Genomic DNA, 23,062 nt, shown 5'->3' with positions numbered 1-23,062 from the left:
AACTAGATAATTATTGCAGAAAGGAAAATTAGGATTGTTCAGAATTTATTGTGGTAATAAATTTTTCGAAAAGCAAAATTGTTTTTTCATTTATTTCAGCATAACTCAGCCTTTCTTTAGTTTGATAAAAAAACATAACAGCATATTTTTGGTCTAAATTATCGTGTATCAAATGTTTATTTAATCTGTAACATTCTCGTAAAACGCGTTTGAAATAATTTCTATCTACGGCATGTTTGAAATGTTTTTTAGAAACAGAAACGCCAAATTTTATTTTTCCTTCACAGTCTTCTATAGGTGTATAAACCAATCGTAAAGGAAATTTTGAGACAGATTTTCCTTCAGTAAAAAGCAAATCGATGGTTTTTCTGCTTTTAAGTTTTTCGTTTTTCGGATATTTGAAATCCACTTCTGTTGACAAATTATTTGGTAGTATAAATATTGTACACCATTTTCAAGTCAGGATAGTTGATGTAAAACTGCATTCTATTGTTTTCTTTTTTGCGAGTGACAATTAGAATAGCACATTTAACACCATCATTATCAGTGCAAATAAAACCTAAAGTGTCATCATTTTCATTTGAAACTTTTTCAAGATAGGATTCAATTTTATACAATTGAAGTTCTTTTGAATTGATAACAAATCGATCTTTATTTGCATCTAAAGTAATTATAATTTCGGCTTTTTTAAATTCGGTCCATTCGTTCCAACCACCTTTAGAATTTTTATCCATAACACTCAAACTACTCGTTTTGAAAGTGTAAACTTGTGCTGAGGTTTTGTGTAAACCTAGGTTTAGGGTAAGTAAAAAAAGTATAAAATGTAAAGGTTTCATAAATAAGAAATTTAATCGAGTGTAAAACTACAAATTCTATTCCAAAAAAAAGCGTTCCAATTTTAGAACGCTTTTTGGTTTATTTTATTTCGTAAGAATTATTATCTGGTTTCACATCTGCCATTAAACCGCTAGGATCAATAGTGATTTTTTTAATTGCTGTTTTCTCTTTATCAATTTCAAAGAAATAATTCGGGTTTCCCCAAGCCCAATCTTTCAGAATAGTTCTTTTAATTTCGGGTGTTGGATTTTCTTTTTCAAAACTCATCATTCGCAACGGAATGTAAAAAGTTTCTTTTGTGCCATCGGTATATTCTACTAAAATATCTATTGGCATTGGCATTCTTCCTATTCTTTCGAGAGAAATTTTAGTTTTGGTTGATTTTAGAAAATTCCCATCACTTTCTACAACATTTTTAATTCCATAATCAATAGTATTAAGAGTTTTGGTCCAATCGGTTAAATACCAATCTAGATTTGCTCCCGAGACTCTTTCTGCTGTTCGTTTAATGTCATTAGGCGTTGGATGTTTGAATTTAAATTCTGAGTAAAATCTTTTTACTGTTTTCATCAAATTCTCTTTTCCAATAAGATATTCTAACTGAGTTAAGAAAAGTTCACCTTTGCTATAAGAAGCAATGCTATAACTTCTATTTTCGTCATATCGATCTGAATGTGTTGAAAGCGGCTGTTCTTTGCCAGAATTAGCCAAATTGATGTACGATTTATAAGAGCCAGCAAAAGGATTGGCTGATTTTTTCTCGGCAAGTTCGTTGACTCCTAAGTCTTCAATAAAAGAGGTAAATCCTTCGTCCATCCAAGAATGTTTGCTTTCGTTTGTTGCAAGTACATGTTGAAACCATGAATGTCCCATTTCGTGGGCAATTACTCCAACAAGTCCTTCAAAAGTTCCTTCTCCCAAAATTAAAGTACACATGGCATATTCCATTCCGCCATCACCACCTTGAATAACAGAATATTGTTCATATGGATATTTACCAACAGTAGTGTTAAAATAGTTCATTAGCGCAACGGTTTTCTGTTGAGCTTGTTTCCAGTTTTCAAGAATTTTAGGATTGTTTTTGTATATAAAATGAAGTGTTGTTCCGAAATCGGTTTTTACAACATCATGAAGATAATTTTTATCAGCAGCCCAAGTAAAATCATGCACCATTGGCGCAACAAAATGCCAAGTTAATGTTTTCTGTTTTTTAGGGATTTTTACAATAACACCTTCGTTTTGATAGTTATATCCAATTTCATTTCCGTTTTGAAGATAACCAGTTCCTCCTAAAAGATATTTTTTATCGATTGTTATTTTTACATCAAAGTTACCCCAAACACCATGAAATTCTCTTGCTATGTAAGGATCGGCGTGCCATCCTTCAAAATCAAATTCGGCAATTTTTGGATACCATTGTGCCATCGAAAGTTCTACACCTTCTTTGTTATTTCGTCCAGAACGGCGAATTTGAAGCGGAACTTGTCCATCAAAATCTAATGTGAAAGTTGTCGTTTTACCTGGTAAGATAGGTTTTGCTAAAGTAACTTCTAAGATAGTTTCTACTTCTTTAGCAACAGCACTTTGGCCGTCTTGTTTAAAATTTGAAATGTGTAAATAGCCTATTTCATTAGGTAGTAATTTGGCTATTCTACTTTCGTTTTTAGTTGTTTTATCGTCAACTTTAATTTTATTTACCATTCTACCATCTGGATCTTTTACAGACTGCAATCGCATATCCATTTCACTTCCTGGTTGAAAAGCATTATTGTACAAATGATAGAAAACTTTTCGTAAAGTATCAGAAGAATTATTAGTGTAAATTAACTCTTGTTTTCCTTTGTATTGGTATGTTTTAACATCCATAGAAATTTCCATTTTGTAATCAGCTTTTTGTTGCCAATAACCATTACTTTGCGAAAAAGAAGTCGAAAAACTTATAATAAAAAAAGAAAGCGCAATAAATTTTTTCATCAGATTTTAAATAAAAAATGGAAGAACGTTATGCTCTTCCATTAGTTTAATACTATGGGTTTTTATTTTTTTGACATTTGTTCTGCCATTAACAAAGCATTGTAAGCATTAACAATTTTACCTGAAACACAAGTGCTTGAAAATGGGACAGTAGTTTTTTGCTCACCTACAACAACATTTGCTGATATTGGAGTTCCAGAGTCCATAAGAATATGTTTCACTTGAGATGCTGTTAAATTTGGGTAATAAGAACGAATTAACGCAGCAACTCCAGCAGCATTTGGTGAAGCCATTGATGTTCCTTGTTCGTATTTGTATTTGTTGTTTGGAATAGTGGCATAAATTTTAACTCCAGGAGCAAAAACATCAACGTTTTTTACACCATAATTTGAGAAATCAGCAACAAGTTTTGAACCATATTCGTGGTTTAAAGCGCCAATTGTGATAAGATTATCAGCAACTTCAACTCCATTTACTTCATCTGTTGGAAAATTTGGAGCCGTATCAATATTTTTTGAATCATTTCCTGCAGCATGAACGATTAATACATCTTTACTTGCAGCATATTTTATAGCATCTTGAACCCAATCAGAATGTGGAGAATAATCTTTTCCAAAACTTCCATTAATTACTTTAGCACCATTATCTACAGCATAGCGAATAGCCAATGCAATATCTTTATCATATTCATCTCCGTTTGGAACAGCACGAAGAGCCATTATTTCTACATTGCTAGTCACAACGCCATCTCCACCTTTATTGTTTCCTTTTACTTGAGCAATAATTCCAGCTACGTGTGTACCATGTTCTGTATCTGATACATCTGGTCCTTTTACGTTACCGTTACCATATTTTTTATCATTGATGTCTTCTGGATTATCGCCAACGGCTTTTCTACCATCAAAGTTTACATTCAAGTTATAGTTAATTTGATCGTATACATAATCTATTTGACCTTTCATTTCCTCTTGAAAATTTGGACCAACTTGTGTCGCAACGCTCAACATTATCATTTTGTTTTGATTTAAAGCAGCATCCGTGGTAACAATTTTTTTCAAATCATCAATAGTATATGTTTCTTTTTTCAAATGAGTTTTAATCGCTTTATCAGCCTTAGAAATCATATCCATTTGAGGTTTGTATTGCATCATTTCTGCTAATTTAGCATCTAATTCAGCTTTAGCTTCAGCATAATTTGGAGTGTTTGGACCTTTTTTTACAATACGAGTTAACTCTAAATTCTCGTCGGTTGCTTCACCTAAAAAGTTCCAACCATGAACATCATCAGTATATCCATTATTGTCGTCGTCTTTTTTGTTGCCAGCAATTTCTTTTTTATTTGTCCAGATTTTACCTTTCAAGTCTTCGTGATCGATGTCAAGACCAGAATCTACTACACCAACTATAATTTTTGTCCCTTTTTTACTTTTCAAAAGCTCTTTATAAGCTTTATCAACACTCATTCCAGGAATGGTATCATTTGTTAAATCTAAATGACTCCATCTAAGCATGTCGGCTTCACTAATTGGAGTTGTTTTTAATGGAGTTTTATCAATATTTGCTGGATTTGTTCCAACCATTGGAGCTAATGATGGGCTACAACTTGAAAGTGCAAGCGCTACTACAGCGGAGATAAAAAAAGGTTTTATTAATTTCATTATTATTATTTTAAAAAATTGGTTTAAAAGTATTTAGTTTTATTAGAATTTAAAAATGATTAACATTAGATTAAGATATCTTCACATTTAAAAACTTCTTTCAATCGAATGCCTTTTTCTGTTTTTTCTACTGTGATGATTTCGTTGTGTGCATCGTGTTCTAACAATAAATAGAAGTTATTTTCTGCACAATTTTCTAAAAACTTCGATTTTTCAGGCATTGTTAAAAGTGGTCGCGTATCATAACCCATAACATAGGGTAAAGGTAAATGACCTGCAGTTGGAATCAAATCGGCACAAAAAACAATAGTTTTATCTTGATATTGAATATGTGGAATCATCATTTTTTCAGTATGTCCATCAACAAAGAAAATTCCAAAATCAAGTTCCGACTTTTCTAAGAAATCACCTTCAGGTCTTTTTATGAAATTTAACTGTCCACTTTCTTGCATAGGCAAAATATTTTCTGAAAGAAATGATGCTTTCTCACGTTGATTTGGTTTTGTTGCCCATTCCCAATGGTTTTCATTGGTCCAAAATTTGGCGTTTTTGAAAGCAACTTCATAACCTGTTTTGTCTTTGTTCCAATTAACGCTTCCGCCACAATGATCAAAATGCAAATGCGACATGAAAACGTCGGTTACATCATCACGATGAAAACCATATTTTGCTAATGATTTATCTAAGGAATGATTTCCCCAAAGCGAATAATAACTAAAAAATTTCTCCGATTGTTTGTTTCCCATTCCAGTGTCTATAAGGATTAAGCGATTTCCTTCTTCAATTAAAAGACAACGAGCTGCAATGTCAATAAGATTATTTTCGTCTGCCGGATTGGTTTTATTCCAAATGGTTTTTGGCACTACACCAAACATGGCACCACCATCTAATTTAAAATTTCCAGCTTCAATTGGGTAAAGTTTCATGATTTTTAATTTTAAAAACGTTGCAATTTACTAAATAGGTTGGTTTGATAAACGATAAAATCAATTTTTTCTATGGAAACATTAGTTATAAAAATGTTAGTGTTTGTTGATAAAATCGATAATTGTAGTAACTTTGCCATTAATTTAGACAAAATCAAAATAAGCAATGATAAAAGTTTCTGATTCAGCAAGCAAAAAAATCATCGACATGATGAAAGATGACGGTTTTGACGCTGCCAAAGATTACGTTAGAGTAGGCGTAAAAAGTGGTGGTTGCTCAGGTTTGTCATATGAATTAAAATTTGACAAAGAGTTGGGTGAAAACGATAAAGTTTTTGAAGATAATAATGTAAAAATAGCCGTTGAGAAGAAATCGTTTTTGTATTTAGCAGGAACAATTTTAGAATTTTCTGGCGGATTGAACGGAAAAGGATTTGTATTTAATAATCCAAATGCAAGTAGAACTTGTGGTTGCGGAGAATCATTTTCGTTATAAAAAACTATGGCAAAATATACTGAAGACGACTTAAAAGTCGAATTAGAAAATAAAGAATACGAATATGGATTCTACACCGATTTGGATTCGGAAACGTTTCCTATTGGGTTAAACGAAGATATTGTTCGTGCGATTTCTAAAAAGAAAGATGAACCTCAATGGATGACCGATTGGCGTATTGAAGCGTTTCGTGCATGGCAAGAAATGATAGAACCAGAATGGGCAAATGTTCATTATGAAAAACCCGATTTTCAAGCAATTTCATACTATTCAGCACCCAAAAAAGCTGATCCAAACAAAACACTTGACGATGTTGATCCTGACCTTTTAGAAATGTATAAAAAGTTAGGAATATCTATCGACGAACAAAAGAAATTGAACAATGTTGCAATGGATATTGTTGTCGATTCAGTTTCGGTAGCGACTACTTTCAAGAAAACATTGGCGGAAAAAGGAATCATTTTCATGAGTATTTCTGAAGCAATTCGCGAGTATCCAGAATTAGTTCAAAAATATTTAGGAACTGTTGTTCCACAAAGAGATAATTTTTATGCTGCTTTAAACTCGGCTGTTTTTTCAGATGGAAGTTTCTGTTATATTCCAAAAGGCGTTCGTTGTCCAATGGAATTATCAACGTATTTCCGTATCAATCAAGCTGGAACAGGACAATTTGAAAGAACACTTCTTATCGCTGATGAAGGTAGTTATGTTTCTTACTTAGAAGGTTGTACAGCTCCAAGTCGTGATGAAAACCAATTGCACGCTGCAGTTGTAGAACTTATTGCTTTAGATAATGCCGAAATAAAATATTCAACAGTTCAAAACTGGTATCCAGGAAATAAAGAAGGAAAAGGTGGAGTTTTTAACTTCGTTACCAAAAGAGGAATTTGCGAAAAAAACGCAAAAATTTCATGGACTCAAGTTGAAACAGGTTCGGCCGTTACTTGGAAATATCCATCAGTGGTTTTAAAAGGAGATAATTCAATTGGAGAATTTTATTCTATTGCAGTTACTAATAATTTCCAACAAGCCGATACCGGAACTAAAATGGTGCATTTAGGAAAAAACACTAAATCGACTATTATTTCTAAAGGAATTTCGGCAGGAAAATCACAAAACAGTTATAGAGGATTGGTTAGAATTAGCGCTAATGCAGATAATGCTAGAAACTTCTCACAATGTGATTCCCTTTTGATGGGAAATAATTGTGGTGCGCATACTTTTCCATATATCGAAAGTAAAAATTCAAGTGCCAAAATCGAACACGAAGCAACGACTTCAAAAATCGGTGAAGATCAAGTATTCTATTGCAATCAAAGAGGAATTCCAACCGAAAAGGCTATTGCGTTAATCGTAAATGGTTTTAGCAAGGAAGTCTTGAATAAATTACCAATGGAATTTGCAGTTGAAGCGCAAAAATTATTAGAAATTTCGTTGGAAGGATCAGTTGGATAATCAATATTAAATCAGAATAAAAAACACATTCAAAAAATGTTATCAATAAAAAATTTACACGCTTCGGTTGAAGACAAAGAAATATTAAAAGGAATTAATCTTGAAATAAAAGCTGGAGAAGTTCACGCGATTATGGGACCAAATGGTGCTGGAAAATCAACACTTTCTTCCATCATTGCAGGAAATGAAAATTATGAAGTTTCTGAAGGTGAAATCCTTTTAGAAGGTGAAGATATTTCAGAATTAGCACCAGAAGAAAGAGCGCACAAAGGTGTTTTCTTGTCGTTCCAATATCCAGTTGAAATTCCGGGAGTTTCCGTTACGAATTTCATCAAAACTGCGATTAACGAAAAGAGAAAAGCTAACGGACAAGAAGAAATGCCAGCCAACGAAATGTTGAAATTAATTCGTGAGAAATCAGAATTATTGGAAATGGACAGAAAATTCTTGTCACGTTCATTAAACGAAGGTTTTTCAGGTGGAGAAAAGAAACGTAACGAAATCTTCCAAATGGCGATGTTAGAACCAAAAATCGCTATTCTAGATGAAACCGATTCAGGTTTGGATATTGACGCACTTCGTATCGTTGCTAATGGTGTTAACAAATTGAAAAACGAAAACAATGCGGTGTTAGTAATCACGCACTACCAACGTTTGTTAGATTATATTATTCCAGATTTTGTTCATGTATTAATGGACGGAAAAATCGTAAAATCAGGCGGAAAAGAATTGGCTTACGAATTAGAAGAAAAAGGATACGATTGGATAAAAAGTGAATTAGTTTAAAAAGTTATCAGTTGTCTGTTATCGGTTTCAAACGGACAACAAAAACAACTGACAACCGACAACAAAATTATGGATTTAAAAGAAAAATTAGTATCGTCTTTCATGGCATTTGAAGAACAAATCGATGTGACTTCACAGTTGCATGATGTGCGTACTTCGGCTATAAAAAACTTTGAAAATAAAGGTTTCCCAACCAAAAAAGAGGAAGCATGGAAATATACTTCGTTGAACGCCATCTTAAAAAATGACTTCACCGTTTTTCCAAAACACGAAAATGCTATTGAATTTGCTGAGGTTAAGAAGTATTTCCTTCACGAAATTGACACTTACAAAGTGATTTTTGTGGACGGAAAATTCTCTTCGTTTTTATCATCAACGACACATGATGGATTGGATGTTTGCTTAATGTCGTCGGCATTGACCAAACCAAAATACAAAATGGTTATTGACGAGTATTTCAACAAAATTGCGAGCAAAGACGAGACCTTAACTACGTTGAATACCGCTTTCGCAAACGAAGGTGCGTACATCAACATTCCGAAAAGTAAAGTGGTTGAAAAACCAATCGAAATCATTTATTTCTCTACTGGAGTTGAAAATGCTTTGATGGTGCAACCTCGAAATTTGGTAATTGTAGGTGAAAATGCTCATGTTCAAATCATTGAAAGACACCAATCGTTAAACGAAAATCCAGTGTTGACCAATGCTGTAACTGAAATTTTTGCACAAAAACGCGCCATCGTAGATTATTATAAAATACAAAACGATTTACTAACGGCAAACCTAATTGATAACACCTATATTTCTCAAAAACAAGAAAGTAGAGTTTCGGTTCACACGTTTTCTTTTGGTGGAAACATCACCAGAAACAACTTGAATTTCTATCATTTTGGAGAAAGAATCGATTCAACTTTAAAAGGAATTACGATTATTGGCGATAAGCAACATGTTGATCATTACACACTTGTAAATCATGCAACGCCAAATTGTGAAAGTCATCAAAACTATAAAACCATTTTAGCTGACAGTTCAACAGGCGTTTTCAATGGAAAAATTTACGTAGAAAAAGAAGCTCAAAAAACCGATGCTTTTCAGCAAAATAACAATATTTTAATTGGTGATAAAGCTACAATCAACGCTAAACCACAATTGGAAATTTTCGCCGATGATGTAAAATGTTCTCACGGTTGCACCATTGGTCAATTAGACGAAAGCGCTATGTTTTACATGCAAAGCCGTGGAATTCCAAAGAAAGAAGCTAAAGCTTTGTTGATGTATGCGTTTTCAAATAGTGTAATAGAAAGCATTAAAATACCTGAATTAAAACAACGAATTACCAAGATTATAGCTAATAAATTAGGCGTTAATTTAGGGTTTGATTTGTAATATTTAACCGCAATGGTCGCTAAGATTTACGCAAAGAGCGCAAGGTTTTTTTTAATCTTTGCGCTCTTTGCGATTTTTTACTTTGCGCTCTTTGCGGTTAGAGAAGAAACAACGCCACTCAACAATCCATTAAAATCAAATTCTGGATCTTCTTTTAAACCCATTCGCACAATGACTAAATCGTGACTTGGAAAAATGGCAACCATTTGTCCTTGATAACCACTTGCGTAGAACATGTCTTTTGGAGCATTTGGAAATCTTCCACCTGCGTTTAACCAAAATTGTGCACCATATTGTCCGTTGGAAGTATTAGTTGGTGTAGACACGTATTTCGCCCAACTTTCGTCAAAGATTTGTTCGCCGTTCCAATTCCCTTTGTGTAAATACAATAAGCCAAATTTTGCCCAATCACGAGTTGTTGCCCAACCGTAAGAAGAACCCACAAAATTCCCAGCCATATCGGTTTCAACAATAGCTGAATTCATGCCGATTTTGTCTAATAAATTGGTGTACCAAAAATCTAAATATTCTTGATGCGTTTTGAATTGTTTTCGCAAAATTCCGCTTAATAAATTGGTTGTTCCTGAAGAATAATTCCAAGTGTTATTTGGTTTTCCAACCAATGGTTTATTGATTTGAGATTTGGTCATATCTTCCTCAATAAAAAGCATTTTGGTAACATCCGAAATTTTTCCATAATCTTCTTCCCATTCTAATCCTGAATTCATGTGAAGTAAATCGTTTGTGGTGATTTTAGAACGTTCATCGGTTGCCCATTCTGCAATTGGAGCAGCTTTCATGATGTCGAATTTACCTTGTTTTTGCAAAACTCCAAATAAAGTTCCTGTGATACTTTTCGTCATCGACCAACCTAAAATTCTTGAGTTTTTATTGAAACCATCAGCGTATTTTTCAGCTATAATTCTGTTTTTATAAATTACAATTACCGAGCGTGTTCGCTTGTCTTTTTGACCTTGTTTATCAAAAGCATTTTCAACAATAGCGTTTAATTTGACATAATCAATATTTGAAAAAACAGTGTCTTTTGGTTCCAAATTTCCATAAGGAAAAGTTAAAGTAGTATTATTTTTATTCCTTTTCGGAACATTGTAAGGTTTGGAAACATCAAAATCATCGTTAATCAATGTTGCTCCTAATCCTTCACGATAAATAGCTTTTCGTTCTTTTAATCCATAGACTTTTGAAGTAACAAATCGTTCCTCATCATTAATTTCATTGGTTGCCCAATCTATTTTATCAATATCATTATCGCCTTGTTCAATGCTTTCCAACGAACGATTATCTAAAAAATGGCCTGACGTAACGCTTTTAGATGAAAAACCAGTTATCATATCAAGTTGCGGATAAATTTCTATTCGAAGATAAACCAAAACTAATAGGAGTAAAACCGCGAATATTTTGAAGAATTTTTTCATTGTAAATAGATTTTCATGCAATTTATAAATTAAAAATGAAATCAGTAATCATTATAAAATTTTACATTTATAAAACTATGATTTTATTAACATCTGTTTGGTAAAAATCAGTTTCAATTTTATTACTTTTGTATTTAGAAAAATTCTAAATAAAGAAATGTTAGATATAAATAAAATACGAGCTGATTTCCCAATATTATCGCAACAGATTTATTGTAAACCGTTGATTTATTTTGATAATGGTGCTACTTCACAAAAACCTAAAGTAGTCATTGATGCTATTACAAAATACTATGAACATTTGAATGCAAATATTCATAGAGGAGTTCATAAATTAAGTCAAGATGCTACCGATGCGTATGAGGTTTCTCGTGGTAAAATTCAAAATCATATTAATGCTAAATTCCCATACGAAGTAATTTTTACTTCAGGAACTACACATTCTATAAACGCTGTGGCCAATGGTTTTGCTTCTATTTTGAAAACCGGCGATGAGGTTTTAGTATCTGCTTTAGAACATCATAGTAATATTGTGCCTTGGCAAATGTTGTGCGAAAAAACTGGAGCAGTTTTGAAAGTAATTCCAATGAACGAAGCTGGTGAATTAATACTATCAGAGTACGACAATTTGCTTTCAAATAAAACTAAAATTGTAACCGTAAATCATATTTCAAATGCCTTAGGAACGATTAATCCTATTGAATATATGATTAAAAAAGCGCATGAAGTTGGTGCTGCTGTTTTAATTGATGGCGCGCAAGCAACACCGCATTTAAAACCTGATGTTCAAGCTTTAGATTGTGATTTTTATGTGTTTTCAGGACATAAAATTTGTGGACCAACAGGCGTTGGAATTTTATATGGAAAAGAAGAATGGCTTCGAAAATTACCTCCTTATCAAGGCGGTGGTGAAATGATTGCAACGGTTTCATTTGAGAAAACTACTTATGCCGATTTGCCACACAAATTTGAAGCAGGAACACCCAATATTGAAGGTGGAATTGTACTTGGAACAGCAATTGATTACATGAATGAAATAGGTTTTGATAATATTGCTTCCTACGAACAAGAATTACTAGAATACGGAACAAAAAAACTTCTTGAAATAGAAGGTTTGAAAATCTATGGAACTGCTAAAGAAAAAGCTTCTGTAATTTCGTTTAATATTGATGACATTCATCCTTATGACATTGGCACGATAATAGATAAATTAGGAATAGCAGTAAGAACAGGGCATCATTGCGCACAACCGATAATGGATTTCTTTAGTATTCCTGGAACTATTAGAGCAAGTTTTGCTTTTTACAATACTAAAGAAGAAATCGATATATTTGTCGAAGCAGTTAAAAAAGCTAAAATGATGCTAACTTAAACAATCATTATGAAAGTATTTACATTATTAGTACTAACCATTTTCATGGCAAAAGGATGTTCACAAGAGGCTAAAAACGATATTGCTAATGCAAAAATTGTTTATACAGCTAATACTCGTGGTTTTTATCAAAAAATAACAATACAAAATCAAGAAATTTCTGTTTCTAAAGAAAGAGACTCATCGGATAAAGGAGTTACTTCTAAAATTTCTGATGCTGATTGGAAAGAGTTAGTTGGATATTTTGAAAAAATAGAACTTGATAGTTTGTCGACTTATAAAGACCCGACTCAAAAAAGAGTTTATGATGGTGCAGCCATTGCAGAGTTAATAATAAATTATCAAGAGAAAGAATATCAAACCAAAAATTTCGACCATGGTTATCCACCTGTTGAAATTGAAAAGTTTGTGAACAAATTGGTTTCTTTGGTTAAAGAAGAATAAATTATAATAGATACTGAAATAATTCAGCATAATATGACAATACAAGAAATACAAGACACAATTGTTGATGAATTTTCGATGTTTGACGATTGGATGCAACGTTATGAGTACATTATCGATTTAGGGAAAGCACTTCCTTTAATTGATGAACATTACAAAACAGAAGATAATATTATAAAAGGTTGTCAATCTAAAGTTTGGGTTCATGCAGAACAAAACGAAGATAAAATAGTTTTTACTGCAGATAGTGATGCTATTTTAACTAAAGGAATAATTGCAATATTGATTAGAGCTTTTTCAAATCAAAAAGCAGCGGATATTTTAGATGCAAATACCGACTTTATAGATGAAATAGGATTGAAAGAACATCTTTCTCCAACTCGTGCTAATGGTTTGGTATCAATGATTAAACAAATAAAAATGTATGCTTTAGCTTATAATGCTAAAAATTAAATAATTATGGAAGAATTTAAAGACGAAATTAATTTAGGTGAGAATGTGGTTAAGGTTTTAAAAGGAATTTACGACCCAGAAATTCCTGTTGATATATATGAGTTAGGATTGATATACGACGTGATGATTAATGAGGATAATGAAGTAAAAGTATTAATGACTTTAACATCACCAAATTGTCCAGTTGCAGAGACTTTGCCTCGTGAAGTGGAAGAAAAAGTCACTAAAATTGACGTTGTTAAATCATGCGAAGTTGAAATCACTTTTGATCCGCCTTGGAGCAAAGATTTGATGAGCGAAGAAGCAAAACTAGAATTAGGAATGTTGTAAAATGTCAGAGGAAATAATAAATAAAGTTGCCAATTCTGCGCTTGAAGTTTTCGATTTGGAAGATTATTATCCAAATGGAGTTCGAACTCAAATAGATATATCAAAATGGCTTTATGAAGGATTTCTTTTGAAAGAGAAAGATTTTCGTGAAGCATTAAAAAATCACGATTGGTCACAATATCAAGGTCATTTAGTTGCAGTATATTGTTCTACAGACGCTATAATTCCGGCTTGGGCAAGTATCCTTGTAACTGTTTATGTTTCACCATTTGCAAAGAAGGTTGTTTTAGGTAATTTATCTGATTTAGATACTTTGTTGTATCAAGAGATTTTGTCTGAAATTGATTATTCTACATATCAAGATAAGCCTGTTATTTTAAAAGGTTGTTCTAAAAAACCAGTACCAGAAAGTGCTTACATCATTGCAATTCAAAATCTTCAACGAGTTGCAAAAAGTATAATGTATGGCGAAGCATGTTCAGCGGTGCCATTATACAAGAAAAAGTAGTTTAAATTCTACAAAATCAACAGCTTACATTTTTTCATATGATTTGTTAAAGTCAAATGTATTTTTACCTTTGCACTCGAAAATTTTAAAACAAAACAAAATGAAAAAAATTTTACTTTCAATAGTTTTTTTAATGACTGTGAGTTTATCAATAGCTCAAACCGCAGAAAAAGAGAACTTAAAAAAAACTGAAGAAGCTGCAAAAGTTGCTGCAGATAAACCTAATGGATGGGTTAAAAAAGGAACTTTTACTTTTTTAGCAAATCAAGCAACTTTCAATAATTGGTTAGCAGGTGGTCAAAGTAACATCTCAGGAAATGTGGGATTAAATTATGATTTCAATTACAAAAGCGGAGATTGGAATTGGGACAACAGATTATTTGCTGCTTATGGTCTTACAAAAATAAAAGATCAAGAAATGCAAAAGTCTGATGATAGATTGGAATTCAATTCGTTATTAGGTAAAAAAGCTTCTGGATACTGGTTTTATTCAGCATTTTTTAATTTTAAAACTCAATTAGACTCTGGTTTTGATTTAGGGTCTGGAATAAAAACTTCTCATTTCTTTTCACCTGCCTTTTTTCAATTTGGACCAGGTATGATGTGGAAAAAAAGCGATAATTTGAAAGTAAATATTGCTCCTGCAACTTCTAAATTAATTATTGTTCATCCTCATTTTACAAAATTTGGATCTTCATTTGGTGTTGCACAAGGTGATAATACACGTTTTGAATTTGGAGCAGCTGTAAATGGTTATTACAAATTTAAGTTAATGGAAAACGTAACTGTTGAAAATATATTAAATTTATATTCAAACTATTTAGAAGATCCTCAAAATGTAGATATTGATTATACTTTAAATATTGCAATGAAAATAAATAAAACTTTATCAACAAATTTTGCATTCCAAACAATTTATGACGACAATGCATTCAGAGGTTTTCAAACTAGACAAATTATTGGTTTAGGGGTAAATTATGGTTTTTAATATTTAATCAATTATAAAAAAAATGCCTTTAGAATTTCTAAAGGCATTTTTTTATTCTTCTTTTTCTATAGCATCTTTGTAATCTGGATAAAGAAACTTATTGTACGGAAATCTAGTTACATGAATTTCTCTTACAGCTTCATAAACGATTTCTCTAAATTGTTCAAAGTTTTCTTTTTCTGTTGCAGAAATAAATAAGGCATTTTTTTCTCCAACATTACTCATCCAAGTTTGTTTCCATTCTTCTAACGTATAATGTTTAGTTGTTCTTTCAGTCATTAAATCATCTTCTTCAATAGTAAGATGTTTATAGGCGTCAATTTTATTGAAAACCATTATGGTTGGTTTATCATTACTTTTAATATCCATCAGAATCTGATTTACAGATGCTATATGATCTTCAAAATCTGGATGTGAAATATCTACTACATGAAGTAACAAATCTGCTTCACGAACTTCGTCTAATGTGCTTTTAAAAGATTCAACTAATTGCGTTGGTAATTTTCTAATAAACCCAACAGTATCAGACAATAAGAAAGGTAAATTTTTAATTACAACTTTTCTAACAGTTGTGTCTAAAGTGGCAAATAATTTGTTTTCTACAAAAACATCACTCTTTCCAACAGCATTCATCAAAGTTGATTTTCCAACATTTGTATATCCAACCAAAGCAACTCTAACCATTGCGCCACGATTACTTCTTTGAACAGACATTTGTCTATCTATAGTTTTAATTTTATCTTTCAATAAAGCAATTCTATCTCTAACAATTCGTCTGTCGGTTTCAATTTCTGTTTCTCCTGGACCACGAAGACCAATACCTCCTTTTTGTCTTTCAAGGTGCGTCCACATTCCAGAAAGTCTTGGTAGCAAATATTGACATTGAGCCAATTCTACTTGTGTTCTAGCATAGGAAGTTTCAGCTCGTTGAGCAAAAATATCCAAAATAAGATTGGTTCTATCTAATACTTTACAATCTAAAATTTTTGAAATATTTTTTTGTTGTGAAGGTGATAATTCATCATCAAAAATCACAGTAGATATTTCATGTTCTTTTACATAAAGATGAATCTCATCCATTTTTCCTGTTCCAAGAAAAGTCTTCGGATTTGGTTTGTCCATTTTTTGCCAAAATCTTTTTACAACTTCACCGCCAGCAGTAAAAGTTAAAAATTCTAGTTCATCTAAATATTCAACAAGTTTTTCCTCATTTTGATTTTGAGTTACAATACCAACTACGACTGTTTTTTCAAAATCTATTTTTTCTTTTTCTAACATAATATACTTTTCTATGTGCAAAAATAGACAAAATGCACAAAAAATCGACAATCTGCAACATGAAATATTTTTAACAATTTTATTTAGTTAAAAACACCATTTTTATAGCTTTATTTATAAATTTTGTTAAATTTGGAGATTAAAACCAAACAAACACAAAATAATAATTAACTTAAATTACTACGTTAATGAAGAAAATTACTTTACTAATTGTTGCTTTATTGTTTACAATAGTTGGTTATTCTCAGTTTCCTACTCCAGGTTCTGAAGGATTTGAAGGTACCACAGGTACCGACTTACCAACAACTCCAACTCCATGGACTTTGGGTACAGGAGCAACAGGAAATCAATGGGCCGTTTTTGATAACGGAGTTGGTCCAACAAGAAAATGGGGTATAAACACAGCTGTTTATCCTGCCTATCAAGGTGCAAATTGTGCTTTTATCGATCGTGAAAATATTGGTCTCGGAAATACTTCTGAAGATTATTTGGCAACACCAATTGTAACAGTTCCAGCAAATGGACAATTACGTTTTTGGACAAGGTCAACAATCGCAACTGTGTCTGCAACGGAATACCTTATAAAAGTTAATACAAATGTTACTGCTGGTTCACAAACTACAGCTGCAAATTATGCAATAACGGCAGCTTCATGGACAGAAACCACTTTAAATACAACTTACAATGTTTATGAAGAAAAAGTTGTTGATTTAACTGCTTATGCGGGTTTACAAGTTCATATTGCTTTTGTAATGCGTCATACTCAACCTACAGCAGGTTTAGGCGGCGACAGATGGTTGGTAGATGACATTAGATTAATTCAAAGATGTCTAGAGCCAACAAATTTATCAGCAACTGGAATAACTCAAACTTCTGCTAATTTAAATTGGTCAAACCCAAGTGGATCTACTTCATGGGAAATTGAAGTAACAAATACTGCTCAAACAGGAGTTGGAGTTGTATATAGCGGACCACTTCCTTATGTAGCTACAGGCTTATTACCTGGTACAGCTTATGTTTATTATGTTCGCTCTCTTTGTACAGATGGTTCAAGTAACTGGGTAGGTCCTTTTAATTTTGCAACCACAACACCCGGTTTATCATGTGTAGCTCCAATTACGGTTACAACACTACCTTATAGTACAAATGATAATACAGCTAATTATGGCGATACAACAGATACTAATCAAGGAGCATCATGTGGTTCAACCACAAACTTCATGACAGGGAATGATGTGTTTTATTCTTACACACCTACAACTACTGGAGCTATTAGTATTACTATGACTCCAGGTTCAAATAGTTCATCTATTTTTGTATATCAAGGTTGTGCTAATGTTGGCGCTACTTGTTTGGCTGGTGTTGCTAATACTACCAATACAGTAAGATCAATTCCAAGTTTAAACGTAACAGCGGGTCAACAATATATTATTGTACTTTCTGGAACAACAGCAGCTCAAACATATGCTTACTCTCTGGTTATTCAACAGTTAAATTGTGCTCAGCCAACAAACTTAGCAGTAACAGGAATATCATTGAATGGTGGTAACTTATCTTGGGATAATCCAGGAGGAGCAACTTCATGGGAATATGTTGTGCAAACATCCGGTTCGGCAATTCCAGCTGGCGCAGGTACCCAAACAAGTTCTAATACAACAAATCCTATTACAGGTTTAAATCCTGATACAGCTTATCAATATTGGGTAAGAGCAGATTGTGGAAATGGAACTTTTAGTGCTTGGTCTGGACCTTTTGTATTTAACACATTAGTACCGCCACCAGCATGTGGAGGAACATATACAGATCCAGGTGGAGCTGCAGCGAATTATGCTGATAATTTAGATTCAACAGTAGTTATTTGTCCATCTACTCCAGGTGAAGTAGTAACTGTAACTTTTACTTCTTTCAATACGCAAGCTAGTAATGATGGATTATATATATTCAATGGAAATTCAGTTGCATCACCTCAATTTTTAAGCGGTAATCCTGCAGGAACAGTTCCTGGAGGATTAGCAGGTTCTTATTGGGGAACAACTAATCCTGGAGCGTTTACATCTTCAAGTGCTGATGGATGTTTAACATTCAGATTCAGAAGTAATGCAACCACTAATGCTGCAGGATGGGTTGCTAATGTAACTTGTGCATTACCTCCAGCTTGTCCAGCTCCTTTTTCAGTTACAGCAAACACAATTTTATCTAGTTCAGCCAATATAGCTTGGACTTCGGCAGGACCTGCAACACAGTGGCACGTATTAGCTTTACCTTGTGGATCACCAGCACCAACAGCAGGGTCTACAGGATGGGTAACGGCAAACACGAATCCTTTTCCATTAACAGGGTTGACAGGAGAAACTTGTTATAATGTTTATGTGAGAAGTGCTTGTTCGGTTTCAGATTTAAGTACTTGGTCTGGTCCAGCAGTATTTACCACTACAATAACACCACCAGCATGTGGAGGAACATTTACTGATCCGGGTGGAGCAGCTGCAAATTATGCTAATGGTGCTGACTCTACTGTAACAATTTGTCCTACTGTTGCTGGAGAAGTAGTAACAGTAACTTTTACAACTTTTAATACTGAGGCCAACTGGGATGGATTATATGTATTCAATGGTAATGCAATTACATCTCCTCAAATATCAAGTGCTAATGGCGCTGGAAATGTTCCTGGTGGATTAGCAGGATCTTATTGGGGTAACTTAACAGGAGCAAATTTACCTGGCCCATTTACGTCAACATCACCTGATGGTTGTTTAACTTTTAGATTTAGAAGTGACGCATCAGTTAATAATCCTGGATGGGTAGCAAATGTATCATGTGCAGTGCCACCAACTTGTCCAAATCCAAATACTTTAACTACATCTACAGTTACATCAAATTCTGCTACTTTAGCATGGGTGAATCCAAATACAGCTACTACATGGCATGTTTTAGCATTACCTTGTGGTTCTCCAGCTCCAAATGCATCTACAACAACTTTTATAACAACTACTACAAATCCACATGTATTTACAGGATTAACACCAGATACTTGTTATAATTTATATGTTAGAGCTGTATGTCCTGGAAATGATTTAAGTAATTGGGTAGGACCAACTACAATAACTACTCAAATTGCACCACCAGCTTGTGGAGGAATATTTACAGATCCAGCAGGTGCAACTGTTAATTATGCTAATGGTACAGATTATACAGTTACAATATGTCCAACTATACCAACAGAGCAAGTAACAGTAACTTTTACAACATTTAATACTGAGGCTAACTGGGATGGATTATATGTTTTTGATGGAAATTCAATTGCAGCTCCTCAATTAGCTAGTGCTAATTTAGCAGGAAATGTTCCTGGAGGTTTGCCAGGTTCTTATTGGGGTAATTTAACAGGTGCTAATTTACCTGGTCCTTTCACCGCATCAAGTGCTAATGGATGTTTAACATTCAGATTTAGAAGTGATGCTTCTGTAAACGCTCCGGGTTGGGTTGCAAATGTAACTTGTGCACCAGCACCTACATGTCCAAAACCTACTGCAGTTGCTATATCAACTATAACACAAACAGGCGCAACAATTTCATGGACTGAGATAGGAACAGCAACAACTTGGGAAGTACTTATTTTACCTGCTGGTTCTCCTCCTCCTACTGCAACTTCTGTTGGAATTATAACTACCACAAATCCATATATAGCTACTGGACTTAGTCCAGGAACTCCATATATTGTTTATGTACGTTCTATTTGTAGTGTTTCAGACATAAGTTTATGGTCAAATGTTAGAGCATTTACTACTTTAATTGCAAATGATGAATGTATAAATGCTACAGTAGCTCCTGTAAACACTTCAAATGCTTGTACACTAAGTGTTGGTGGTACCCTAATTGGTGCAACCGCTTCAGCACAGGCAAATGCTTGTGTTGGAACCGATGATGATGATGTGTGGTTTCAATTTACTGCAACTAGTACATCACATACAATTAATTTAAATAGCATTGCAGGAAGTACAACAGATTTAGTTCATGTTTTGTATTCAGGTTCTTGTGGAACACTAACACAGATAAGTTGTAACAATCCAAATAATAGTTTAGCTACCGGATTAATAGTTGGTCAAACATACTATGTTAGAATATATTCTTGGACAGCAACTGCAAATCAAACATCAACTTTTAGTCTTTGTATTGGAACTCCAGTTCCTCCTCCAAGTTGTATAACAAATACACCTGCTGGAAATACATGTGCTCAAGCAACACCTATTTGTAATTTAAATGGATATTGCGGAAATACTTCGGCTTCATATACATCTAACTCTTGGCCAGAATTATCAGCTGAGTTTTGTGGTTCATTAGAAAACAACTCTTTCTTAACATTTGTTGCTTCATCTTCTACAATATCATTAGATGTTTGGGTAACTAGTTCAGAAGATAACAATGGTATACAGATTATGATTTTTGGAGCTGCTACATGTGGTTCCGGACCGGTAACAGAATATTTATGTTGGAGTCCAGGAAACGTTCCTGTTACTTCTACAAACTTAACAGCAACAGGATTAACTCCTGGTCAAACTTATTATGTAATGATTGATGGTTTTGCTGGTGATGTTTGTAATTATGTTATTGGAGCTAATACAGGAATTCAAACTCCAGTTGCAATTAATACTTCTACCTCTACAACTTCTCCTACAATTTGTTTAGGACAAACAGCAACTTTAAATGCGACAGGTGGTAATGGTATTTATACTTGGACACCATCTGCTCAGTTAAGTGCAACAACAGGAAGTAGTGTTATATTCTCTCCAACAGCAGTTGGTACATATAATATAACAGCAACATCTTCTGATAATAACCCATTATGTCCTCAATCAGCATCAAGTACACAAACTATTATAGTTGTTGATTATGTTAATGCAACATTTAATCAGATAGCTCCATTCTGTGAAGGAACTACACCTCCAGTGTTACCGACAACATCAACTACTGGTGTTACTGGTACTTGGTCACCACCTGTTGTAAGCAATGTAGTAGGTACAACAACCTATACATTTACACCAGCTATTACACAATGTTCTTTTCCAACAACTATGGATATTGTTGTAACACCTAGTATAGTACCAACATTTTTAGCTCCAGCACCTATTTGTCCAGGTTCTCCAGCACCGGTACTTCCAACATCATCAAGTAACTCAACGCCAATTACAGGATCTTGGTCTCCACCAACCGTAAGTAACACTGCTTCTGGCACTTATACGTTTACTCCAGACGCTGGACAATGTGCTACAACAACAACATTAAATGTTACTGTTTTACCGAGTTGTGATTTTGGTAGTTATGCAAGTGCAGTTTGGTTGACGAATTGTGCAACTTCAAATTTCTTTAATACTGTTGGATCAGGTGTAGATATAATTGGCCCTGCAACAAATGTTTTCCCAAATACTGATTTAGGAACTTATGTTCAAAATTCAAATGCATTAATTTTAAGAGGTGCAGAAGTAAAAACATTTAAATCTGCAACAGCTAATGTTTGTAGTGCTAGATTAAATTATAGAATTTATCCTGCTGCTACAACTCCAGGCGCATTTACAGTATTAGATTTACCTTTCTTTGATAACTGTGGAGGAGGTACTTTCCCATCTGGAGGTCCATGTAATACAGGTGACCAAAAATGGCAAAGAGTATTGAATGATTCACAATCTCCAATTAACTTGACAGCTTATGCTCCAGGTGATTATGTTTTAGAAGTTTATTATGATGTTACAGGAGACGTTAACTCAACAACGGATTGTGATGATACAGTAATAATCAATAATAACGGAACAAATTATATTGCAACATATACAATTCAAGCTCAACCTTTATATACAAGCACAAATCCTACAACTTGTGGAGGTACAGATGGTACAATTACAATTTCTGGATTAGCACCTAATGAAGCATATGATTTGACTTATCAAGATGGTACAACTACAGTTGGACCAAACAACGTAACTACTAATGCTTCAGGTCAATATGTTATTACAGGGTTAAATTCAGGTAGTTATTCTAACTTCTTATTGTCAATCAATAGTTGTTTATTAACTAATAATACACCAATAATTTTAGTTGATGCTAATAGTCCAACTGTTACAGTGAATAGCCCAACAGTTTGTGCTGGTACTCCAGCTACAGTAACTGCTACGCCAGGTGCGGCAGGTACATACAACTATGTATGGACCGTTCCAACAGGAGCGGCAGACCCTGGAAACGTTGCAACATTTGATGCAACTATTTCAGGAACTTATTCGGTGATTATTACAAATACTGCAACTTCATGTAGTAGTTCAAGTGTTTCTTCAGTTGTAACTATTAATGCTAATCCTACAGTAACTGTTAATAGTCCTACAGTTTGTGCTGGTACTCCAGCAACAGTAACTGCTACGCCAAGTGTGGCAGGTACATATAATTATGTTTGGACCGTTCCAACAGGAGCGACAGACCCAGGAAACGTTGCAACTTTTGATGCAACAGTATCAGGAACTTACTCGGTAGTTATTACAGATACAGCAACAAGTTGTACTAGTTCTAGTGCATCAGGAATCGTAACTATTAATACTAATCCTACAGTAACAGTTAATAGCCCAACAGTTTGTGCTGGTACTCCAGCTACAGTATCAGCTACGCCAGGTGCGGCAGGTACATACAACTATGTTTGGACCGTTCCAACAGGAGCGACTGACCCAGGAAACGTTGCTACATTTGATGCAGCTATTT

At 33.7% G+C, this 23,062-nt stretch carries 18 protein-coding genes; 11 read left to right on the top strand and 7 right to left on the bottom strand.

Features of this window, described 5'->3' with window-relative positions; translation table 11 throughout:
• Window positions 1-28: 28 nt before the first annotated feature.
• From rnpA to ACYU7A_RS03600, 5 genes are all read right to left on the bottom strand, one after another.
• On the bottom strand, window positions 29-409 hold the full coding sequence (gene rnpA / locus ACYU7A_RS03620) for a ribonuclease P protein component (RefSeq protein ID WP_460574804.1): 381 nt from the start codon (window positions 407-409) through the stop codon (window positions 29-31).
• 13 nt (window positions 410-422) lie between these two features.
• Window positions 423-836 carry a hypothetical protein gene (locus tag ACYU7A_RS03615; RefSeq protein WP_460574230.1) on the bottom strand — a complete coding sequence of 138 codons (414 nt, stop codon included), beginning with the start codon at window positions 834-836 and terminating at the stop codon, window positions 423-425.
• Window positions 837-915: 79 nt separating this feature from the next.
• Window positions 916-2,811 carry a M1 family metallopeptidase gene (locus ACYU7A_RS03610; RefSeq protein ID WP_460574229.1) on the bottom strand — a complete coding sequence of 632 codons (1,896 nt, stop codon included), beginning with the start codon at window positions 2,809-2,811 and terminating at the stop codon, window positions 916-918.
• Between the two features lie 62 nt (window positions 2,812-2,873).
• A complete protein-coding gene (locus tag ACYU7A_RS03605; protein ID WP_460574228.1) occupies window positions 2,874-4,469 on the bottom strand; it encodes a S8 family peptidase in 1,596 nt (531 codons plus the stop codon).
• Window positions 4,470-4,534: 65 nt separating this feature from the next.
• Complete coding sequence (locus tag ACYU7A_RS03600) at window positions 4,535-5,395, bottom strand: MBL fold metallo-hydrolase (RefSeq protein ID WP_298303343.1); 861 nt, start codon at window positions 5,393-5,395, stop codon at window positions 4,535-4,537.
• A 166-nt stretch (window positions 5,396-5,561) separates the two neighbouring features.
• Between ACYU7A_RS03600 and ACYU7A_RS03595 the strand changes: the two genes are divergently transcribed.
• From ACYU7A_RS03595 to sufD, 4 genes are all read left to right on the top strand, one after another.
• Window positions 5,562-5,891 (top strand): HesB/IscA family protein, encoded by a 330-nt coding sequence (locus ACYU7A_RS03595; RefSeq protein ID WP_298303344.1) that lies wholly within the window; start codon window positions 5,562-5,564, stop codon window positions 5,889-5,891.
• Window positions 5,892-5,897: 6 nt separating this feature from the next.
• Window positions 5,898-7,346 (top strand): Fe-S cluster assembly protein SufB, encoded by a 1,449-nt coding sequence (gene sufB, locus ACYU7A_RS03590; RefSeq protein WP_460574227.1) that lies wholly within the window; start codon window positions 5,898-5,900, stop codon window positions 7,344-7,346.
• 36 nt (window positions 7,347-7,382) lie between these two features.
• On the top strand, window positions 7,383-8,132 hold the full coding sequence (gene sufC, locus ACYU7A_RS03585) for a Fe-S cluster assembly ATPase SufC (protein ID WP_298117636.1): 750 nt from the start codon (window positions 7,383-7,385) through the stop codon (window positions 8,130-8,132).
• Window positions 8,133-8,201: 69 nt separating this feature from the next.
• On the top strand, window positions 8,202-9,518 hold the full coding sequence (gene sufD, locus ACYU7A_RS03580) for a Fe-S cluster assembly protein SufD (RefSeq protein ID WP_460574226.1): 1,317 nt from the start codon (window positions 8,202-8,204) through the stop codon (window positions 9,516-9,518).
• A gap of 77 nt (window positions 9,519-9,595) precedes the next feature.
• Here the strand turns inward: sufD and ACYU7A_RS03575 are convergent, their stop codons facing one another.
• Window positions 9,596-10,954 (bottom strand): serine hydrolase domain-containing protein, encoded by a 1,359-nt coding sequence (locus ACYU7A_RS03575; protein WP_460574225.1) that lies wholly within the window; start codon window positions 10,952-10,954, stop codon window positions 9,596-9,598.
• A 157-nt stretch (window positions 10,955-11,111) separates the two neighbouring features.
• On the opposite strand from ACYU7A_RS03575, the gene ACYU7A_RS03570 reads away from it, so the two are divergent.
• The 6 genes from ACYU7A_RS03570 (at window position 11,112) to ACYU7A_RS03545 (ending at window position 15,049) form a co-directional block, all read left to right on the top strand.
• Complete coding sequence (locus ACYU7A_RS03570) at window positions 11,112-12,326, top strand: aminotransferase class V-fold PLP-dependent enzyme (protein ID WP_460574224.1); 1,215 nt, start codon at window positions 11,112-11,114, stop codon at window positions 12,324-12,326.
• 9 nt (window positions 12,327-12,335) lie between these two features.
• Window positions 12,336-12,770, top strand: coding sequence for a hypothetical protein (locus ACYU7A_RS03565; RefSeq protein ID WP_460574223.1), 435 nt, complete (start codon window positions 12,336-12,338; stop codon window positions 12,768-12,770).
• Window positions 12,771-12,803: 33 nt separating this feature from the next.
• A complete protein-coding gene (locus ACYU7A_RS03560) occupies window positions 12,804-13,223 on the top strand; it encodes a SufE family protein (protein WP_460574222.1) in 420 nt (139 codons plus the stop codon).
• A 6-nt stretch (window positions 13,224-13,229) separates the two neighbouring features.
• On the top strand, window positions 13,230-13,553 hold the full coding sequence (locus ACYU7A_RS03555) for an SUF system Fe-S cluster assembly protein (protein ID WP_298117622.1): 324 nt from the start codon (window positions 13,230-13,232) through the stop codon (window positions 13,551-13,553).
• A 1-nt stretch (window position 13,554) separates the two neighbouring features.
• Window positions 13,555-14,061 (top strand): DUF2480 family protein, encoded by a 507-nt coding sequence (locus tag ACYU7A_RS03550; protein ID WP_460574221.1) that lies wholly within the window; start codon window positions 13,555-13,557, stop codon window positions 14,059-14,061.
• Between the two features lie 100 nt (window positions 14,062-14,161).
• Window positions 14,162-15,049: a DUF3078 domain-containing protein gene (locus tag ACYU7A_RS03545; RefSeq protein WP_460574220.1), complete on the top strand. Its 888-nt coding sequence runs from the start codon at window positions 14,162-14,164 to the stop codon at window positions 15,047-15,049.
• A gap of 51 nt (window positions 15,050-15,100) precedes the next feature.
• Here ACYU7A_RS03545 and hflX read toward each other — a convergent pair whose 3' ends face one another.
• A complete protein-coding gene (gene hflX, locus ACYU7A_RS03540) occupies window positions 15,101-16,327 on the bottom strand; it encodes a GTPase HflX (RefSeq protein ID WP_460574219.1) in 1,227 nt (408 codons plus the stop codon).
• A gap of 188 nt (window positions 16,328-16,515) precedes the next feature.
• Here hflX and ACYU7A_RS03535 point away from each other — a divergent pair.
• Window positions 16,516-23,062, top strand: a 6,547-nt coding sequence (locus ACYU7A_RS03535) for a fibronectin type III domain-containing protein (RefSeq protein WP_460574218.1), incomplete at its 3' end; no start/stop codon positions are given.

The organism is Flavobacterium koreense (genome assembly GCF_054776075.1).
The sequence above is the reverse complement of the archived record's forward strand: the minus strand, read 5'-3'. Positions and strand labels throughout refer to the sequence as shown.